At 66.8% G+C, this 18,227-nt stretch carries 18 protein-coding genes; 8 read left to right on the top strand and 10 right to left on the bottom strand.

Features of this window, described 5'->3' with window-relative positions:
• Positions 1-154 precede the first annotated feature (154 nt).
• The 4 genes from AC5P9N_RS20250 to AC5P9N_RS20235 all read right to left on the bottom strand — a co-directional run bounded on the left by AC5P9N_RS20250 (position 155) and on the right by AC5P9N_RS20235 (position 3,415).
• Positions 155-916 (bottom strand): hypothetical protein, encoded by a 762-nt coding sequence (locus tag AC5P9N_RS20250; protein WP_060380779.1) that lies wholly within the window; start codon positions 914-916, stop codon positions 155-157.
• Between the two features lie 142 nt (positions 917-1,058).
• Positions 1,059-2,174: a cyclopropane fatty acyl phospholipid synthase gene (gene cfa / locus AC5P9N_RS20245; protein WP_065183473.1), complete on the bottom strand. Its 1,116-nt coding sequence runs from the start codon at positions 2,172-2,174 to the stop codon at positions 1,059-1,061.
• 19 nt (positions 2,175-2,193) lie between these two features.
• A complete protein-coding gene (locus AC5P9N_RS20240; RefSeq protein WP_099484807.1) occupies positions 2,194-3,075 on the bottom strand; it encodes a DUF3298 and DUF4163 domain-containing protein in 882 nt (293 codons plus the stop codon).
• Between the two features lie 37 nt (positions 3,076-3,112).
• Positions 3,113-3,415 (bottom strand): GNAT family N-acetyltransferase, encoded by a 303-nt coding sequence (locus AC5P9N_RS20235; RefSeq protein WP_005410305.1) that lies wholly within the window; start codon positions 3,413-3,415, stop codon positions 3,113-3,115.
• Positions 3,416-3,624: 209 nt separating this feature from the next.
• Between AC5P9N_RS20235 and AC5P9N_RS20230 the strand changes: the two genes are divergently transcribed.
• Positions 3,625-3,786 carry a hypothetical protein gene (locus AC5P9N_RS20230; RefSeq protein ID WP_005413966.1) on the top strand — a complete coding sequence of 54 codons (162 nt, stop codon included), beginning with the start codon at positions 3,625-3,627 and terminating at the stop codon, positions 3,784-3,786.
• A 55-nt stretch (positions 3,787-3,841) separates the two neighbouring features.
• Here AC5P9N_RS20230 and AC5P9N_RS20225 read toward each other — a convergent pair whose 3' ends face one another.
• A complete protein-coding gene (locus AC5P9N_RS20225; RefSeq protein WP_005410307.1) occupies positions 3,842-4,468 on the bottom strand; it encodes a rhomboid family intramembrane serine protease in 627 nt (208 codons plus the stop codon).
• Positions 4,469-4,475: 7 nt separating this feature from the next.
• Positions 4,476-6,041, bottom strand: a complete 1,566-nt coding sequence (locus tag AC5P9N_RS20220; protein WP_024956638.1) for a POT-type proton-dependent oligopeptide transporter — start codon at positions 6,039-6,041, stop codon at positions 4,476-4,478.
• A gap of 163 nt (positions 6,042-6,204) precedes the next feature.
• On the opposite strand from AC5P9N_RS20220, the gene AC5P9N_RS20215 reads away from it, so the two are divergent.
• Positions 6,205-7,053 (top strand): endonuclease/exonuclease/phosphatase family protein, encoded by an 849-nt coding sequence (locus tag AC5P9N_RS20215; protein WP_043034725.1) that lies wholly within the window; start codon positions 6,205-6,207, stop codon positions 7,051-7,053.
• 118 nt (positions 7,054-7,171) lie between these two features.
• On the opposite strand, the gene AC5P9N_RS20210 is transcribed toward AC5P9N_RS20215, so the two are convergent.
• Positions 7,172-7,783 carry a superoxide dismutase gene (locus AC5P9N_RS20210; protein ID WP_005410310.1) on the bottom strand — a complete coding sequence of 204 codons (612 nt, stop codon included), beginning with the start codon at positions 7,781-7,783 and terminating at the stop codon, positions 7,172-7,174.
• 221 nt (positions 7,784-8,004) lie between these two features.
• On the opposite strand from AC5P9N_RS20210, the gene AC5P9N_RS20205 reads away from it, so the two are divergent.
• The gene (locus AC5P9N_RS20205) at positions 8,005-8,457 is read left to right on the top strand and encodes a guanyl-specific ribonuclease (protein ID WP_005410311.1); all 453 of its coding nucleotides are present in this window, start codon (positions 8,005-8,007) and stop codon (positions 8,455-8,457) included.
• Complete coding sequence (locus AC5P9N_RS20200) at positions 8,457-8,870, top strand: barstar family protein (protein WP_032129660.1); 414 nt, start codon at positions 8,457-8,459, stop codon at positions 8,868-8,870. Before AC5P9N_RS20205 ends, AC5P9N_RS20200 begins: the two co-directional genes overlap by 1 nt.
• Before the next feature lie 104 nt (positions 8,871-8,974).
• Here the strand turns inward: AC5P9N_RS20200 and AC5P9N_RS20195 are convergent, their stop codons facing one another.
• Together AC5P9N_RS20195 and AC5P9N_RS20190 are read right to left on the bottom strand one after the other, a co-directional pair.
• Positions 8,975-10,741, bottom strand: coding sequence for a hypothetical protein (locus AC5P9N_RS20195; protein ID WP_099484808.1), 1,767 nt, complete (start codon positions 10,739-10,741; stop codon positions 8,975-8,977).
• A 10-nt stretch (positions 10,742-10,751) separates the two neighbouring features.
• Positions 10,752-11,351 (bottom strand): NfuA family Fe-S biogenesis protein, encoded by a 600-nt coding sequence (locus AC5P9N_RS20190; protein ID WP_005410314.1) that lies wholly within the window; start codon positions 11,349-11,351, stop codon positions 10,752-10,754.
• Positions 11,352-11,441: 90 nt separating this feature from the next.
• On the opposite strand from AC5P9N_RS20190, the gene AC5P9N_RS20185 reads away from it, so the two are divergent.
• From AC5P9N_RS20185 to zupT, 3 genes are all read left to right on the top strand, one after another.
• Complete coding sequence (locus AC5P9N_RS20185; RefSeq protein WP_005410315.1) at positions 11,442-11,792, top strand: 4a-hydroxytetrahydrobiopterin dehydratase; 351 nt, start codon at positions 11,442-11,444, stop codon at positions 11,790-11,792.
• Positions 11,789-12,205, top strand: a complete 417-nt coding sequence (locus AC5P9N_RS20180; RefSeq protein WP_005410316.1) for an energy transducer TonB — start codon at positions 11,789-11,791, stop codon at positions 12,203-12,205. The genes AC5P9N_RS20185 and AC5P9N_RS20180 overlap by 4 nt, the downstream gene beginning before the upstream one ends.
• A gap of 98 nt (positions 12,206-12,303) precedes the next feature.
• Positions 12,304-13,113 carry a zinc transporter ZupT gene (gene zupT / locus AC5P9N_RS20175; RefSeq protein WP_012480802.1) on the top strand — a complete coding sequence of 270 codons (810 nt, stop codon included), beginning with the start codon at positions 12,304-12,306 and terminating at the stop codon, positions 13,111-13,113.
• A gap of 411 nt (positions 13,114-13,524) precedes the next feature.
• On the opposite strand, the gene AC5P9N_RS20170 is transcribed toward zupT, so the two are convergent.
• Positions 13,525-14,499, bottom strand: a complete 975-nt coding sequence (locus AC5P9N_RS20170) for an RluA family pseudouridine synthase (RefSeq protein WP_012480803.1) — start codon at positions 14,497-14,499, stop codon at positions 13,525-13,527.
• A gap of 407 nt (positions 14,500-14,906) precedes the next feature.
• On the opposite strand from AC5P9N_RS20170, the gene AC5P9N_RS20165 reads away from it, so the two are divergent.
• Entirely contained in the window at positions 14,907-18,197 is a 3,291-nt protein-coding gene (locus AC5P9N_RS20165) for an Rne/Rng family ribonuclease (RefSeq protein ID WP_099473671.1), read from the top strand.
• The last annotated feature ends 30 nt before the right edge of the window (positions 18,198-18,227 follow it).

The following is an 18,227-nucleotide window of genomic DNA, read 5'->3' as shown; positions in this document are numbered from 1 at the left end:
GTTTTTTTGTTGGGACATCCACGCATGGCGTGGATCTACTGGTGGGTGCCGACCGTTGGTCGGCACGATCCATTCGCGCCACGAACCCCGGCATCATCGATCCACACATGACGCACTCCAGTAGATCCGCGCCATGCGTGGATGCGCTTCCAGATCAGCGCCGAAACAGTCGCTCCCACCACCGTCGTTTCGGCGCACCGGGCGCGGCAGCGGCAGTCGATGCGATATCCGGGTGCGCTGCCACGAACTCCGCCAGCTGGGCCGCCGCGGCTTCCGCATAAAGGATCGCGCCGTCCGGCGCGCAGTTCAGCAGATTGCTCAAGCTGGTCGATGCATTGAGATCCATCGGGTTCGGCTCGACCACCTCGCTGGCCTCCAGCAATCCGCATCCGCTGGCGATCGCTTCATCGACAACACGCCAGAAAACGACCAGGCGTCCATCGGAGAACAGCTCCTCCAGGCGCGCAGCAAGTGCGCTGTCCACTGCATAATCAGCGCGTAATTGCTTCAGCCGGGCATGCGTGATGAACACGCCACCACCATAGTTTTCACGTAGATGGTTGCCGGCGGCAGCATCCGCCCACTGCAACGGCACCAGTTGCCGCCAGTCCGCGAAATACCGGGCGACCGCCGGATCGTCGATGAAAAACGAAAGGGCGCTCCCGCGGAGATAGTGATACCGCCGAAGGTGGCCGGCCACGATCGCCAGGTACAAAGCGTGCCCCTTCTCGAAAGGCACGTCGGCGCTGATCGAGCGAGCCTCGTCGATGCGTTCCTGCAACTGCTCCATGTAGAACGGCTCGATCCGGAACCGCTGTTGCAGCGCCTCGACCAGCGTCACGTCCTCCAGAGCACGGAAATAGATGTCACGGATCTCCGAATCCGCGACTGGATGGTAGGTGATGTCCCAACCCATGCTGCAACGCCTTCAGGAATGCGGTAACCCCGCCGACCCAACAGCGTAGCGTCGACGACGCCCACGCGCGGAGCTGACCGTGCAACACACGGATTTGGCGTCAGTAAGTATCGCATCCGGCCTGATCTACCCCTGCGCACCCTCAGCGTGGCGCCACGTACCCACCCGGTACGCCTTCCGGCGACAGCACCAGCTGCCACAGCTGCGCGTGCCGGCAGCGGAAGGTGGCCATCGATCCGGCCAGGTAGAACCGCCACATGCGGCGGAAATGCTCGTCGTAGCGCGCGTCCAGCTGCGGCCACGCCGCTTCCACGTTGCGTCGCCAAGCCTGCAGGGTGAGGTCGTAGTCGGTGCCGAAGTTGTGCCAGTCCTCCAGCACGAAGCGCCCTTCGAACGCCTTGCTGATCTGCACCGCCGACGGCAGCATTGAATTGGGGAAGATGTAGCGCGCGATCCACGGATCGGTGCGATGCCGCGAGATGTTGGTGCCGATGGTGTGCAGCAGCAGCAACCCGCGCGAAGACAGGCAGCGCCTGGCCACCTCGAAGAAACTGGCGTAGTTCTTGTCGCCGACATGCTCGAACATGCCGATCGAGAAGATCGCATCGAACGGCTCATCCAGTTCGCGATAGTCCTGCAGGCGGATCTCGATCGGCAGGCCGGCGCACAGTTCGCGTGCGTACCCGGCCTGTTCCTGCGAAATGGTCACGCCGACGCCGGTGACGCCGTAGCGCTCTGCTGCGAACTTCAGGGCTTCACCCCAGCCACAGCCGATGTCCAGCACACGCTGCCCGGGGCGCAGCCCCAGCTTGCGGCAGACCAGGTCCAGCTTGGCCTCCTGCGCGGCATCGAGATCACCGGCATTGCGCCAGTAGCCGCAGCTGTACACCAGGCGTTGGCCGAGCATGGCCTGGTAGAGGTCGTTGCCAAGATCGTAGTGGCGGCGGCCCACTTCGTAGCTGCCCTGCCCGACCTGCAGGTTGAACAGGCGCGCCTTCAGCGCATCGGCCACTTCGCGCCAACCGTGCACCCGTTCATCCAGGTGTGCCTGCATCAGGTGGACGAGGAATTCATCGAGGACGTTGGCATCCCACCAACCGTCCATGTAGCTCTCGCCGAGGCCGAGCGAGCCGTGCGCCATGACCCGCGCGAAGAAACGCGGGTCATGCACCTGGATGTCCTGTGGCTGGGTGCCGCCGATGCGGACCCCGGCTTCCTGCAGCAGGCCGGCGACCCGCTCCTGCAACCCTGTATCCACGCCACCTCCTCGACTGCGGTCAACCGCGTGCGAACAGCTCCACGTAGTCCTTGGCCACGTGCGGCAACAGCACCGCCGCCGGTACGTCGGCGGTCTGGGTGCCGTCCGAGTATGGACCCACCTGGTACGGCGGGAAAACAAAGCGCAGCGCGGTGATCTGCCCCTTGTCGTTGGTCAGCGGCTGGAACTGGCTGAAATTGTCGGCCTGGGGGCCGGTACCGTCGGCGATCATGCGCGATGCGTTGCGCAGCGATTCCTGCAGCTGGGCCGGGTCCATGTCCTCGCCACTGAGGCGGGTGGCCACGCGTTCGCGCAGCTGGTCGGCGACGAAATCACTGATCGCCTTCCAGCCCTTGGCATCGGCCACCAGCTTGTCGGCACTGAGCATCTGCTGCTGCGCCGGCAGCCACACGAAACGCGCCACCAGCGGCTCGCCGTGGGCGCCACCGGTATAGCGGCTGCCATCGGCACTGACCACCACCAGCTGCGGCGTTTCCAGCAGCTTCTCGAAGCTCAGCGACAGTTCGTAGGGCATGGTCGGCTTGTCATTGCCGAGCCCGTCCAGTGCCTGCTGCAGGTCGCTGCGTGCGCTGGTTGCGTAGTTCTGCAGCGCGCGCGCCAGGCCCGGGTAGCGATCGATGCCGGCCGGGTAACTGATGCCCACCACTTCGCGCTCGTTGTTCTCGATCACGTCGCGCAGGTCCAGCGGCGCTTCCGTGGCCGGCGTTTCACCTGCGGCAGTGGCCTCGGCGGCGGGGGCCGCGTCGGTCGCCGGTGCCGGCTCGCTTTCACGCTGGCAACCGGCCAGCAACAGCACGCCCACCACGCCGGCCAGCACGCTGCCGTGCAATGGCCGGTTGTTTCCAATCTTCATCGGGATCCCCTGTTTATGTTTGTACATCATCGCCTGCCATGGCTGAAGCGTGGCCCGCTGGCATTCAGCCAGCGAGCAGGTCGTGGTACTCCTCGTGCCGCTGCAGGAAGGCTTCGGCGTAGGAACATGCCGGCACCACCTTGTACTTCTGCTCGCGGGCAAAGCGCAGTGCCACGCGGGTCAGCTCACCTGCGATGCCACGGCCGGCAATCGGCTCGGGTACCTCGGTGTGGGTGATGACCATGCGCCTGCGTTTGATCTGGTAATCGAGCACCGCCAGCTGTCCGCGCACACGGGCGGTGAAGCGATGGTTGGCCAGGTCGTGTTCGACCTCGTAGGCCAGACCGGGGGGCGTGACCGAAGCCATGGAACTGTCTCCTGCGGCGACTGCGTGGATGGTGCGCAGCCGGGCGCCATGATCGCGTGAAGCCTGAACAGGGGCAAGTCCAATCCATTCACGTCAGTTTTCGACCCTCAAGCTGGAGCGAGGACGGCCGCTATCGCCTGTGGAGGGGTACGGCCATGCTGGCACGGCCCTTGCGACCGTTGATCATGCGCACCACCGCGGAGGCTCCGATGCACCCCAGCGATTCCCATTCCGACACCGACCGCGCCCTGCTGGAGGGCCTGCTGCAGCTGGCGGTGGAAGGGCAGACCGAAGATCAGGATTTCCAGCGCATCGGCGAAGAGGTATTCGCCCGCCTGCTGGACACCTACGGCCAGCAGACCCGCGCCTGACCAGGAGCGGGTCCCTGCCCCCGGGGGCGGATCCAGTGGATCCGACCCCGGCCCCTCAACCGCCGCCGAGGCGGAAGGTCGGGTTGGAAAGCTCGCGCAGGAAGTGGGTGAAGATGCTCGGCTGCATGGCCAGCATGAAGATCACACCGAACGCCGCGCCCGCCAGGTGGGCGCTGTGGTTGATGCGATCACCACCGCGCTTGTCCATCCAGATGCTGTAGCCCACGTAGAACGCGGCATAGACAATGGCCGGTGCCGGGATGAAGAACACCAGGATGATCGACCACGGCTTGATCAGGATGAAGGCGAACAGAACCGCCGACACCGCCCCGGACGCGCCCAGGCTCAGGTAGTTCGGGTTCTTCTGGTTCTTCAGGTAGCTGGGCAGGATCGAGACCAGCAGCGCACCGATGTAGAACGCCGGGTAGGTCAGGTAGCTGCCGGTCAGCTGCACCATCACGCTCTCGATGAATCCCCCGAAGAAGAACAGGGTGATCATGTTGAAGATCAGGTGCGACCAGTCGGCGTGGATGAAGCCATAGGTCACCAGCCGGTCGTACTGGCGGTGACGGTCGATGGCCGGCGGCCACAGGATCAGGCGGTCGGCCAGCTTGCGGTTGTTGAACGCCATCCACGACAGGAGGGCGGTGATGGCGATCAACAGCAGATTGACGGGGGTCATGTCAGGCTCAGGCGCTACGGTAGTTGTCGACCATACGATAGCGTTTCGCGTACCAACCGAAGGCCAACGCCGCGACGAAGGCGAAACCGGCGAAGAAGAACATCAGGAATGCCGCCTCGCTCAGGCCCGTACTGGCGATCTTGTGGGTCACCGCATCGTTGCGCACAGCAGCGTTGGACAGCAGCACCCACAGGTTGCCGATGGTGGTGGTCAGGTTCCAGAAGCTCATCACCACGCCCTTCATCGCCTGCGGCGCCTGGCTGTAGGCGAACTCCAGGCCGGTGGCCGAGACCAGCACCTCACCGAAGGTCAGCAGCGCATACGGCAGCATCTGCCAGAAGATCGACATGGCATTGCCACCGTCCATCACCACCTGGATGCCGCCGACCACGATCCAGGCCAGGCCGCTGAAGGCGATGCCGGCGGTCATGCGGCGCAGCGCGGTCGGCTCGAAGCCGAAGCGGCGCAGGGCCGGGTACAGCACCAGGTTGTTGAACGGAATCAGGATCATCACCAGCAGCGGGTTCAGCGCCTGCATCTGCGAGGCGGTGAACCAGCTCGGCATCTGCATCTGCTGGCCCTGCAGGACCCAGGTCGAGGCCTTCTGGTCGAACAGCGAGAAGAACGGCGTGGTCAGCGCGAAGATCACCAGCACGCGCAGCACGGAGCGCACACCTTCCACGGCTTCGGTCGGGTGCAGGCCACGGGCGCGATCGAGCTGCAGCCAGGTGCCACCGCCAATACCGGCCAGGATCGACACCAGCGCCAGGCACAGGCAGATGACGATGCCCAGCGACCCAACCAGGCCGAACGAGGCCACTGCCAGCACCAGGCCGAGTACGGCGATCACCAGGCCCGGACGGCCCTGGCCGGCCACGCGCGTGGTCAGCGCGGTACGCACCACGTTGGCGAACGAATGCGGGTCCTTCGGCGGCAGCGGCACCAGCACGTAGCGCTTGCGGCCCAGCCAGAACACGAAGGTCGCGATGAACATCAGGATGCCCGGGATGCCGAACGCCCACTGCGGGCCCCAGTTCTTCAGCACCAGCGGGATCAGCAGCGAGGCGAACAGCGAGCCGAAGTTGATGATCCAGTAGAAGGCGTCGAAAACGATCTTGGCCAGGTGCTTGTTGCTCTGGTCGAACTGGTCGCCCATGAACGAGGCCACCAGCGGCTTGATGCCACCGGCACCCAGCGCGATCAGGCCCAGGCCGAGGAAGAAGCCCTCGCGGCTGTTCTCGAATAGCGCCAGGCACAGATGGCCGGCACAGTAGACCAGGCTGAACCAGAGAATGGTGTGGTACTTGCCGAAGAACCTGTCGGCCAGCCAGCCTCCGAGCAGCGGGAAGAAATACACGCCGATCATGAAGCTGTGCATGATGTCCTTGGCTTCACCGGCACGGCCTTCCGCAGTGATTTCCTGCAGCAGCAGCGAGGTGATCAGGAACTGCACCAGGATGTTGCGCATCCCGTAGAAACTGAACCGCTCGCAGGCCTCATTGCCGATGATGTACGGGATCTGGCGCGGCATCTTTCCCTGGCCGGCGATGGGGGCAACTGCGTCGTGGCTCATCCTGTAAGGCAATCCTGCAAAGCGAAAGGCGCAAGGTTACCGGAAGCGGGGCTTGCGAAGCACGCTGCAGGGCTGCATGACAACGGTGCCAATCCGTGGCAGGCAACGTCACTACATGCCGGAAGTCACGGCACCTGCACGACAAAAGCGTAAACTTATCGTTATGCGCCCCCTCGCCCACGCCCGTCTCCTGCTCAGCTGTCTCGTGCTGCTGCTGGCGTTGCAGGCACAGGCGCGGCCGCAGGCACCGGCCGCCGCCAGCGGTGAGGCCGAGCCCCGGCAGCTGACCGTGGCCGCGCTGGAATTGCCCAGCCGCGATGATGCGCAGTGGAAGCAGCGCCGCGAACAGGTGGCGCACCTGCTCACCGAGCTGCAGCCGGACGTGATCTCCGTACAGCAGGTGCTGCAGCAGCAGGGCCGCAATCCGGCCTGCTGGCTGGCCAGCCGGCTGCGCTACAGCTGCGACTTCGTTACCGCCGATCCGCCCAGCCAGCCGTTGCGGCACGGCAACGCGATGCTGACCCGGCTGCCGGTCAGCGAGGATGGCGTGACCCTGCTGCACCCACCCGGCACCTTCAGCGCCGCCGGCATGATGCGGCTGAAGCTGGGCCAGGCGCTGGTAAACATCTATGTGGCACGGCTGCGCCCGGACCCGGACGAGGCCACTGCCCGCCAGCACCAGACCAGCGACCTGATGACCTGGATCGGCGCCACCGCCGAGGGCATGCCCAGCCTGATCGCCGGTGATTTCTCGGCAACCACCGTCGAGCTCGTGCGCAGTACCCCGGGGTTCCAGCCGGCCCGGCGCAATCCGGGTGGCCGCCCCGAGCCGCCGGCGGCCAGCGGCGGTGGCGCCAGTGGTCATGGCCTGGACGTGCTGTTCCAGGTCAAGCACTTCGGCGGCATCCGCCAGCAGCCGATCCTGCTGCCGGCCGACGGCGACCTGCCGGGCCTGCGTCTGGGCGTAATGGCCACCCTGCGCCTGCAGGGCGATGCGGCCACGGCCGAATAGGTAGTGCCGGCCGCTGGCCGGCATTCCAAGGCTGCCGGCCAGCGGCCGGCACTACCAATGCGGAAAACAAAAAGGCCGGGGTTTCCCCCGGCCTTTTCTGTTCATCCTGTTACCACGATCAGGCAATCGCTTCCTGGTAACGGCGCTCGACTTCGTTCCAGTCGATGACGTTGAAGAACGCGCCGATGTATTCCGGGCGGCGGTTCTGGTACTTCAGGTAGTACGCGTGTTCCCACACGTCCAGGCCGAGGATGGGGGTGTTGCCTTCCATCAGCGGGCTGTCCTGGTTGCCGGTGCTCTCGACCACCACCTTCTTGTCCGGAGTCACGCTCAGCCAGGCCCAGCCGCTGCCGAAACGGGTCAGCGCTGCCTTGGTGAAGGCGTCCTTGAACTTGTCGAAGCCGCCCAGGTCCTTGTCGATGGCCTTGGCCACGTCGCCCACCGGGTTACCGCCCGCGTTCGGTGCCATCACGGTCCAGAACAGCGAGTGGTTGGCATGGCCGCCACCGTTGTTGCGCACCGGACCCTGCAGGTTCTCCGGCAGCGACTTGAGCTTCTTCACCAGTTCTTCGACCGGCAGGTCAGCGTACTCGGTGCCTTCCAGCGCCGCGTTGACGTTGTTGATGTAGGTCTGGTGATGCTTGGTGTGATGGATTTCCATCGTCGCCGCATCGATATGCGGTTCCAGCGCGTCGTAGGCGTAGGACAGCTTGGGCAGGGTATAGGCCATGATGCATCTCCTGATTGCGAGGGCACCCGACGGTGTCGGGCGTTGCGCGGTGAATGATGGGGACAGACCGCCAGATTACCAAGGGGGATGTAAAGGAAATTGCGTCCTGCCGGTGAGCACGACGGCAATTGTTACGCAGCGGTGACGCGGCGCCGTCCTCATGCACCGTGCAGCGCGCAGGCGCTACAGTGCGAGCACCACCCTCGCCCGCTTCCTTGCCCATGCGCAACCCCCGGCTGCTGATCACCGCCATCGCCCTGCTGCTGCTCGGCCTGGTCGTCAACCATTTCATGCAGCGCCCGCCGGCGCCGCAGTTCGCGCCGGACCTGCAGGGTGCGACTGCCGCGCGCGCACCGGCCACGGCCACGCCCGGCAAGGGCAACGGTCTGCCCGCCTTCCTGCCCGCCGAAGCCCTGCAGACGATCGCGCTGATCCAGCGCGGCGGGCCGTTCCCGCACCGCCAGGATGGCAGCACCTTCGGTAACCGCGAACAGCAGCTGCCGCAGCGTCCGCGCGGTTACTACCGCGAATACACCGTGGACACCCCCGGCGCGCGCACCCGTGGCACGCGCCGCATCGTCACCGGCGGCGATCCGCCGGAGGCGTGGTACTACACCGACGACCACTACGAATCGTTCCGCAGCTTCACCGTACCGGCCCAAGGAGCGCAGTGATGAGCCACGACGATTTCGGCCTCGGCCTGCATGACATCAACAATGCCGGCGTCTACGCCATCGACAGCGACGACATCGGCGCACTGGCCGCAGCGATGCGCGATGCCGGCCTGAAGGTGATCCGCATCGACCTGGAAGGCGTGGCCGACAAGCGCACCCTGCTCGCCCGGCTGGCGGCGCAGCTGGATTTCCCGGCTGGCTTCGGTGGCAACTGGGATGCACTGTCGGACAACCTGCGTGATCTGCAATGGCTGCCGGCCAACGGTTACGCGCTGTTCCTGGCCGACGTGGATACGTTGCGCGCCTCCACACAGAAGGATTTCGACACGTTGCTGGACGTGATGGACGAAGCCAGCCGCGACTGGGTCGGCCGCGACGTGCCGTTCTGGGTGTTCCTGTCGCAGAGCGCGTAGGGCAATGCCCTGGTAGAGGCCGACCTTGGTCGGCGTTCCTGTGCCAACCAAGGTTGGCACCTACCCAAACGCGAGCCGGCCAGCGTGTGGCGCGCGCGCCTTGCCTAGCGGCTCCCGTTATCTTCCTGCAGCTCTTTCTTGAACGGAATGTCCGGCGGCGGCCGTGCCACCGCCGGCTGGTCCTGCATGTTCGGATTGGTGAGGCCGCAGCCGCCACCCGCCTGCAGGATCGAGATCACGCAGGAGATCTTCGTACCGGTGCCCGGCAACGGAATCTCCATCGACTTGATGCCCTTGCGCACCCATTCGGCCAGCAGTGATTCCTGCGGCACCCAATACTTGTCGAACGAGGTCGGCGTGTAATCGTACGGCGGTCGCTTCAACCAGGTGCCAGACTGCGCGATGCGCTCCTTGCTCCAGCCATCGTTGGCGCCACCGGGGGCACCACGTTCGGCGTGACCGCCACCTTCCTGCCCCGGCACGCGCACGCTGCCGTCGGCATTGAACAGGCCATTGCCCTTGCCGGCGGCACTGGCCTGGCTTGCGCCCCTGCTGGCGCCGTCGTGGTTGCGGCTCGACGCGCCCCAGTCGTCGCCCTTGGCAGGCGTAGCCCAGTTGCCCGGGTTGGGAGCCGGACGCGCGCCGGCCTGGGCCGGTGTCGTGCTGGAGGCGGATGGCCGTGGCGTGCTGCTGTTGGCCTGGGTTGCAGTGCTACTGGCCGCAGGCGCGGGCGTTGCCGCTGGCGCGCTGCCACTGGACGTTGAAGGCGCCGCCGCGGGTGCCGACGCAACTTCGCGCTCGCGCACCTGCAGGTCACGGCCTGCCGGCGCACGCACGGTCGGCTCGCGCCCGGCCACAGCAGCCATCCGTACCTGCGGATCGACCACGGCCTGCACTTCGCGCTCGCGCACCTGCACATCGCGCTGCGGCACACGGACCTGTACATCGGCCGTGCGCAGCGGCTGCGATATCGCCGGTGCATCGACCGTACTGATTTCACGCTCCTGCACCGGGATGTCACGCAGCTGCGGCGTCCGCACCGCGATCTCCGGCGCACGCAGTGCGGCCGGGGCCGGCGGCGCCTGCACCGGCTGCACGCTGCGCTCGCGCACCGTCGGTACCGTGTCGCGCGGCACGATGCTGATCTCCGTGCGCGGCACGCTGACAGGTGGCACCACGAAATCCGCACTGGCCTCGGCTACTTCGGTGGCCTGCACCGGAGACGGCGGCGGTGCCGCGACCGGCGCCGGCTCGGATTCGGCGGGCGGCGGTGGCACGCTGGCCACTGCAGCCGGAGCGGGTGCGGACGCAGCTGCCGACGCGGACGCCGGACGCGACTCAGGCGCCGTTGCGGCCCCTGCGTTCTGGCCAGCTGCAACCTGGCCCGGCGGTGCAGCGGCCGCCGCTTCCGCACCTGGCTGATCGCCACCGCCCTCCTGGGTAGCGCGACCGACGAACTCCACCTGCACGCGCTCGCCCTCGGCGCCTTGTTCTTCCGGTGCCGAGGTGCGGATCACTGCCACCCATAGCAGCAGCATGAAGAACAGCAGATGCAGCAGCGCACTGGCCAAGGCCGAGACCCAACGCATCCAGCGCTGGTCGCGCGGCGCAGCATCCCAGTCCTGCCAGAACAGACGGCGCAACGCTTGCAAGGGTGACAACCGGGGCAACTGCCCGGGTGGCCCCGGCAGCGGACGCGGCAGCAGCACCGCGATCAACTCGCTGGCGTGCAGCGGCCTCGGCAACGGACCGAGCGAGCGCAGCCACAGCGCCCAGCCATACGGCAGGCGCGTGGTTTTCTCGAGGACGGCCCTGGGCTGCTGGCGGGCCAGCAGCAGGTCGATGAACTGCTCGGCCCGGGTCAGAGGCACGCGTCAGCGATCAGGCGGCGTTGCCGCGAGGGATATACGGCGCGTGGCCACTGTCGTGGTCGGTCGCGTCGCGCACGGCGGTCACGCCCGGCACGCGGCCCATCAGGGTCTTTTCAATGCCCTGCTTGAGGGTCACGTCGGCCATGCCGCAGCCCTGGCAACCGCCACCGAAGCGCAGCAGCACCACGCCTTCGGCCGAAACTTCCTGCACGGCCACCTTGCCGCCATGCGAGGCCAGCTGCGGATTGATTTCGTTTTCCACCACCCAGTGCACGCGCTCGACCAGCGAGGCGGCATCGCCGGGCGCTTCGCCCTTGATGCGCGGTGCCTTGATGGTCAGCTGCTGGGTACCGGCACTGCCGGCGACGATGTCGATCTCGGCGCCATCGAGCCAACCGACGCTGCCAGCATCAACATAGAGCGTGAAACCGTCGCAGTCCACCGCCCACTCGTCGCCGAGCAGGTCGGTCGGTTCGGCGAACTCCAGCCGGGCGTCGGCGCGCGGGGTGCCGGGATCGACCGCGCTCAAGCGCACACCCATGCCGGGCACGCCCTCGCGTTCGATCAGCTTGCGGAAATGGGTCTGGGCAGTGTCGGAGATCTGGATCATCAGGCTATTCTAGCCAAGTAAGCGTCAGCCGCTCATTCGATTTATACACCGTCCGGCGCATTGTTCAGTCAACACGAGGTGGAGATTCCCATGGCCGACCTGATTCCACTGGCCCAGGCCCGTTGCGTGCCGCGCAAAGGCAGCGACCACAAGCTCGGTGAAGCCCGCCTGGCCGAACTGCTGCCGCAGATTCCCGGCTGGGAGCTGAGCGAGGGCGGACAGGCCCTGACGCGCACCTTCCGCTTCAAGGATTACTACGCCACCATGGCCTTCGTGAACGCGCTGGCCTGGATTGCCCACCGCGAGGACCACCATCCGGACCTGGGCGTGCACTACGACCGCGCTGTGGTGCGCTTTTCCACCCACGACGTGGGCGGCCTGAGCGAGAACGACTTCATCTGCGCTGCGAAGACTTCGGCCCTGACGGAGCAACTGCCATGAACGTACGCTTGCTGAGCCTGTCCCTGATTGCTGCGACCGGCCTGGCCGGTTGTGGCCCGTCGGAACCGCCGGCACCACCGCCGCCGCCGCCGACCGAAGTGGCCGCGGTGAAGACGCCGCCACCGCAGTACCCGCTTGAACTGGCCTGCATGGGCGTAGGCGGCACCAGCACCTTCAAGGTGACCATCGGCACCGACGGCAAGCCAAGCGAGGTCGCCCTGTTGACCGGCGCCGGCAACCCGCAGCTGGACGAACTGGCCAAAACGGCCGTTCAGGGCTGGCAGTTCAAGGCCGCCACCCGCAATGGCGCTGCCGTGCCGGCCACCATCCAGGTGCCGGTCAGCTTCAACCCGCCGCAGCCGAAGCCCGATCAGTGCTTCGCCATCGAAGAACGCCTGCGCCGCGGCGGCTGATCGCGCGCGCCCCGACGAGGCCAGCCGACGCCCGCCTCGCCCTCCCCGCCCCGGGCTCATCCGGGGCGGCTGTCTGTTGACCAGGACCGCGTCGGTACATGCTGCAGATTCCCCCCGAAAATGTCTGGATCGCACTGGCGGTCACCCTCGCGGCCGGCCTGGCCACTGCCATCGGCAGCCTGCTGGTGCTGTTCTCGCGCCGCCCCAATCCGCGCCTGCTGGCGTTCGGCCTGGCCTTCGCCGGCGGCGCGATGGTTTACGTGTCGCTATCGGAAATCCTCAACAAATCCATCGCATCGTTCGCCCTGGCCTATGGCGAGCGCACCGGCTTCACCTACGGCACGCTGGCCTTCCTGGCCGGCGTGATCGTGATCGTGCTGATCGATCACTTCATTCCCAATCCGCATGACAGCCTGGACAAACAGGACCCTGCGTTCCGCGAGAACAGCCGCGAGTACCTGAAGCGGGTCGCGCTGCTGACCTCGGTGGCGATCACCGCGCACAATTTCCCGGAAGGCCTGGCGACCTTCTTCGCTACGCTGGAAAGCCCGTCGGTGGGCATGCCGCTGGCCTTCGCCATCGCCATCCACAACATTCCCGAGGGCATCGCGATCGCGGTGCCGGTGTACTTCGCCACCCAGAACAAGTTCTATGCGTTCAGTGCCAGCCTGCTGTCCGGCCTGGCTGAGCCGGTGGGCGCGGCGCTGGGCTACTGGTTGTTGTCAGGATCGCTGTCGCACGCCACGTTTGGCTGGGTGTTCGGACTGATCGCCGGCGTGATGGTGTTCCTGGCGCTGGACGAGCTGCTGCCGGCAGCCAAGCGCTATGCCAAGGGCCACGAGACGGTATATGGCCTGGTGGCCGGCATGGGCACCCTGGCGATCAGCCTGGTGCTGTTCAAGTGGTGAGGGGTTCCCGGCCAACGGGCTGAGCCCCCTCGCGGCTGGCACGTTCCGCAGTATCGAGAGGTCACGGGCGGGGCCGGCTTGCAGGGGACGCCGTGAACCCGTCCATGGGGACTTGTCCGCGGCATCCATGCCGCAGACACCCCTGCAAGCCGGCCCCGCCCGTGCCCCGTCATTCTTCCGTGCACGCCAGCCGCGCGATGAAAAGATTGAAGAGCGAAGCGCGCGCTGCGCGCGTGAGTCGAGTACGACTCGAGTCTACAAAGGCTGCGTGCGGGTATGGGCCTACGCTGCGGATGTCCGGGTCCGCCTTGTAGCGAGCCGAGCACCGCAGGTCCGGCGAGGGCGAAGAGGCGCGGGTGTCTGAGCGCTGCGAATGGCGCCGACCAAGCGCCCGGCGCCGCCGAACTGCCGTCAGCGCAGGCGGTCCAGCGCCTCGACCAGCTCATCGGCCAGCGGCGCGTTCAGCACATACGGGCTCTTGCCGTCGTCCAGCGCGAACTCCAGCGAGGCCGCGTGCAGGAACAGGCGCTTCAGCCCGATCTGCTCACGAAGCCGCTTGTTAACCGCCGGATCGCCGTACTTGTCGTCGCCGGCCACCGGATGACCCAGGTGCTGGGCATGCACGCGGATCTGGTGGGTACGGCCGGTCTCGATGCGCACCTCGCAATAGGAATGGCCGCCGCGGCGCTCCAGCACCCGGAAGTGGCTGATCGATTCCTTGCCGATCGCGTTGACCTGCACATGGCGCTCGCCGCCCTGGCGCAGGCCGACATGCAGCGGCGCATCGACCGTCATCACCCCGTCGGGCATGCGTCCGGCCAGCAGGGTCAGGTAGCGCTTGCGGATGCCGGCACCGTGGTCTTCACGCAGCAGCGCCTGCAGTTCGCTCAGCGCCGAGCGCTTCTTGGCCACGATCAGCAGGCCCGAGGTGTCGCGATCCAGCCGGTGGACCAGCTCCAGGGTCTGCCCCGGGCGCAGCGCGCGCAGGGTCTCGATGGCGCCGAAGCTGATGCCGCTGCCGCCGTGGCTGGCCACGCCGGTGGGCTTGTTCAGGGCCAGCAGGCGCGCGTCCTCGAACACGATGGCCTGCTCCAGCCGGCGCATGAATGCCTCCGGGGGACCCACCTTGTCTCCCTCTTCGGTGAGACGAACCGGCGGCACGCGCACTTCGTCGCCCGCCTCCAGCTTGCGCTCGGCCTTGGCGCGGCCGCCGTTCACCCGTACCTGGCCACTGCGCACCAGCTTGTAGACCAGGCTGCGCGGGGCGCCCTTCAGCTGGCCGAGCAGGAAGTTGTCCAGGCGCTGGCCGGCGCGGTCGGCGGGAACGGTGATCATGCGCACGGAAGGCTTGTCGCCGGCGGGCTTGGTGGGGTCTTGGGCGGTCATCAGGCTGTTTATTCTGTTACACTCGGGGGGCGAGATAAGGGATTGATTTCGTTGGAAGTTACTCAGGGCCAGAAGCCCAGCTTCCGACGAATCCGGCACAGTGCGCGACCACCGCCCGCGGGGCGGCCATGTTAGCGGCTCACCGGCCTTCCCGGCCATCGCCGGATGCCTGACACGCAACCGTGCTGAACATGTCCCGCGTGGCGCTCCAGCCTGGCTGACAGCTGCCTGCGGCCCTGCAACACCCAAAAACCATAAGAGTGAAGCGCTCCCGCGGCCTGCCGTGGTGTCGTAGCGCTGGAAACCCAAGCCGCCCTCCCCGCGCTTGCGCGAATGGGCGGCGAGCCGTGTCCAGAGGCGAAACCCCATGGCGTTCCGCGCGGTAGCCGCTTGCGAGGAACGCAACAATGAAGCGAATGCTGATCAACGCTACGCAGGCTGAAGAGCTGCGTGTTGCCATCGTGGATGGCCAGTCGTTGTATGACATCGACATCGAACAGCCGTCGAAGGAACAGAAGAAGTCCAACATCTACAAGGGCCGGATCTTCCGCATCGAGCCCTCGCTGGAAGCGGCCTTCGTCGAGTACGGCGGTGGCCGCCATGGCTTCCTGCCGCTGAAGGAAATCTCCCGCGACTACTTCCAGGCCGGTGTCGACCACAACAAGGCCGGCATCCGCGAGCTGCTGAAGGAAGGTCAGGAGATCGTCGTCCAGGTCGACAAGGAAGAGCGTGGCAACAAGGGCGCCGCCCTGACCACGTTCATTTCGCTGGCCGGCCGCTACATGGTACTGATGCCGAACTCGCCCAGCGCCGGCGGCGTGTCGCGCCGCATCGAGGGCGAAGACCGGGCCGCGCTGAAGGACGCCCTGGACAAGCTGAACATCCCCGATGACATGGGCGTGATCATCCGTACCGCCGGCGTCGGCCGCGATGCGGAAGAGCTGCAGTGGGATCTGGACTACCTGCTCAATGTCTGGCGCGCCATTGCCGAAGCGGCACTGAGCAAACCCGCCCCGTTCCTGATCTACCAGGAATCGCGCCTGATCGTGCGCGCCCTGCGTGACTACCTGCGCGCCGACATCGGCGAGATCCTGGTGGACACCGAGGAAATGTACGAGCACGCCCGCGAATTCATGCAGCAGGTGATGCCGCAGACCCTGCGCAAGCTCAAGCACTACAAGGACGACATTCCGCTGTTCAACCGCTTCCAGATCGAATCGCAGATCGAAGGCGCCTACGAGCGCAACGTGCGCCTGCCGTCGGGCGGCTCGATCGTGGTCGACCAGACTGAAGCGCTGACCGCAGTCGACGTGAACTCCTCGCGTGCCACCAAGGGCAGCGACATCGAGGACACCGCGTTCCAGACCAACCTGGAAGCGGCCGAGGAAGTGGCCCGCCAGCTGCGCCTGCGTGACCTGGGCGGCCTGGTGGTGATCGACTTCATCGACATGGCGTCCAACAAGCACCAGCGCGAAGTCGAGAACCGCCTCGCCAACGCGCTGAAGTACGACCGCGCGCGCGTGCAGGTGGGCCGCATCTCGCGCTTCGGCCTGCTGGAAATGAGCCGCCAGCGCCTGCGCCCGAGCCTGGGCGAGTCCAGCCAGATCGTCTGCCCGCGTTGTGACGGCCACGGCCGCATGCGCAGCGTCGAGTCGCTGTCGCTGTCGATCATCCGCGTGGCTGAAGAGCATGCGATGAAGGAGAACACCGGGCAGGTGCTGGTGCAGGCCCCGGTGGAGATCGCCAATTACCTGCTGAACGAGAAGCGCAGCGCCCTGCGCGAGATCGAACAGCGCCACGAGGCGCCGATCGTGATCGTCGCCGACGAGCAGCTGCACACCCCGCACTACACCGTGACCCGCCTGCGCGAGAACGAGCTGGGTGAAGAAAGCAGCAAGCCCAGCTACCAGCGCGGCACCCCGCGCAAGCTGCCGGTGCACGCGCTGACCAAGGGCCAGCTGAACATCCCGCCGCCGGCGGTGACCCAGGTCAAGCACACCTCCCCGGCCCCGGTGCGCGAGGAAGTGGAGCCGGCCGCGGCCGCTCCGGCCCCGGTCGCTGCAGCGCCTGTTGCGCCGGCCCCGGCGGGCGGCGTGATCGGTTGGCTCAAGCGCGTGTTCGGTGGCGAACCGGCGCCTGCGCCGGCACCGGCCGCCCCGGCTGCACGCCAGCAGCAGGACGGCGGTCGCAAGGACCGCAACAAGGATCGCAACAAGGACCGCAAGGACCGTCGCGACGACAATCGTGGCAATGGCAACGCGCAGCAGCAGAAGGATGGCGGCAACCGCAAGGACCGCGGCGAGCAGCGCAAGGACGGCCGCAACGGCAATAACGGCAATGCGCAGCAGCAGCAGCCGCAGCAGGGCAAGCAGAAGGAGCCTCAGCACAAGGATGGCCAGCAGCCGCCGCAGCAGCAGAACAAGCCGCGCAACGAGCAGCAGGGCCAGAACCAGAACCAGCAACCGAAGCTGAAGCAGCCCAAGCAGCCGCGCCCGCAGCAGCAGGACGGTGACAAGCCGGCCGAGAAGCCGCAGCGCAATGCCGCCGAAGCACCTGCCGAAGCCGTGACCGCAGCTGCAGCCGTAGCCGCTACGGCCGTCGCCGCCAATGGGGTGAACGCGCAGGAAGCCACCGCGCCGGTCGCCCCGGTCGCCCCGGTGGAAGCGGCCGCACCGGTCGACACCGCTGCCAATGCGGCCAGTGCGACCGACGTGGTTGCAGTTGCCGGTGAAGAGGCTGCAACCGACGCCAATGGCGAGCAGGCTGGCGAAGGCGCAACCCGCCGTCGCCGTGGCCGTCGTGGTGGCCGTCGTCGTCGTCGCGGTGGCGCCGAGAACGCCGCCGGCAGCGACGCCCTGGGTGATGACCAGGACGAGGGTGATGACGGTGATGACGCCGACGGCGCCGAGCCGAACATCGACAGCACTGCCGGCACTGCGCCGGTCGCGGCTGTGCAGCCCACGCGTTCGCAGCCGGAGTTCGACTTCGATGACGAAGCCGAGCCGGTCGCTGTCGAAGCCGAGAAGCCAGCCCGTGCTGCCGCCGCTGTTGTCGCCGCGCCGGTTGCCGTGGTGAGCAGCGCTGTGGTCGAAGCCGCCGCCCCGGTCGTGGCTGAAGTGCAGGCACCGGTCGAAGCTGCGAAGACCGAAGCGGTGTCCTCGCCGGTGCAGACCAGCATGCTCGATGCCATCGACGCCGCGACCCCGGTCCAGCCGGTCGCCGCTGCCGCACCGGTCGCCAACGCCACTCCGGTGGTGGACGCTGCTGCGCCGGCCATCGAAGCAAAGCCGGTTGTGGCTGAAACGGCCGCGGTGGTTGAAGCCGCACCGGTGATCGAAGCGAAGCCGGTCGCAGTCGAGGCCGCGCCGGTCGTGGAATCGAAGCCGCAGGTGGTTGAAGCAACCCCGGTGGTTGAAACCAAGCCGGTGGCCAGTGAGAGTGCCCCGGTGGTGGAGGCCGCCCCGGCCGTTGAAGCCACGCCGGTCGTCGAGACTGCGCCGATCGTGGAACAGCCGGTCGCTCCGGTGGCGGTCGAAGCCGCACCGATCGAAGCCGCCGCCCCGAGCGCTGATGCGGTGGTGACGCCGTCGATCGATCCGGTCGCCGATGGCCATGCCGACGCTGCAGCCCAAGCTGCAGAAGCCAAGGCTGATGAAGAAGACGAAGAGGCCGCCAAGCGCACGCCGCCGGCGAACTGATCGCTCCTTGATAGCGTGAAAGCGAAACGG

The sequence above is a fragment of the Stenotrophomonas sp. YJH_SMC_6 genome (assembly GCF_059371335.1).
This window is presented reverse-complemented; position numbering and strand designations above follow the sequence as displayed.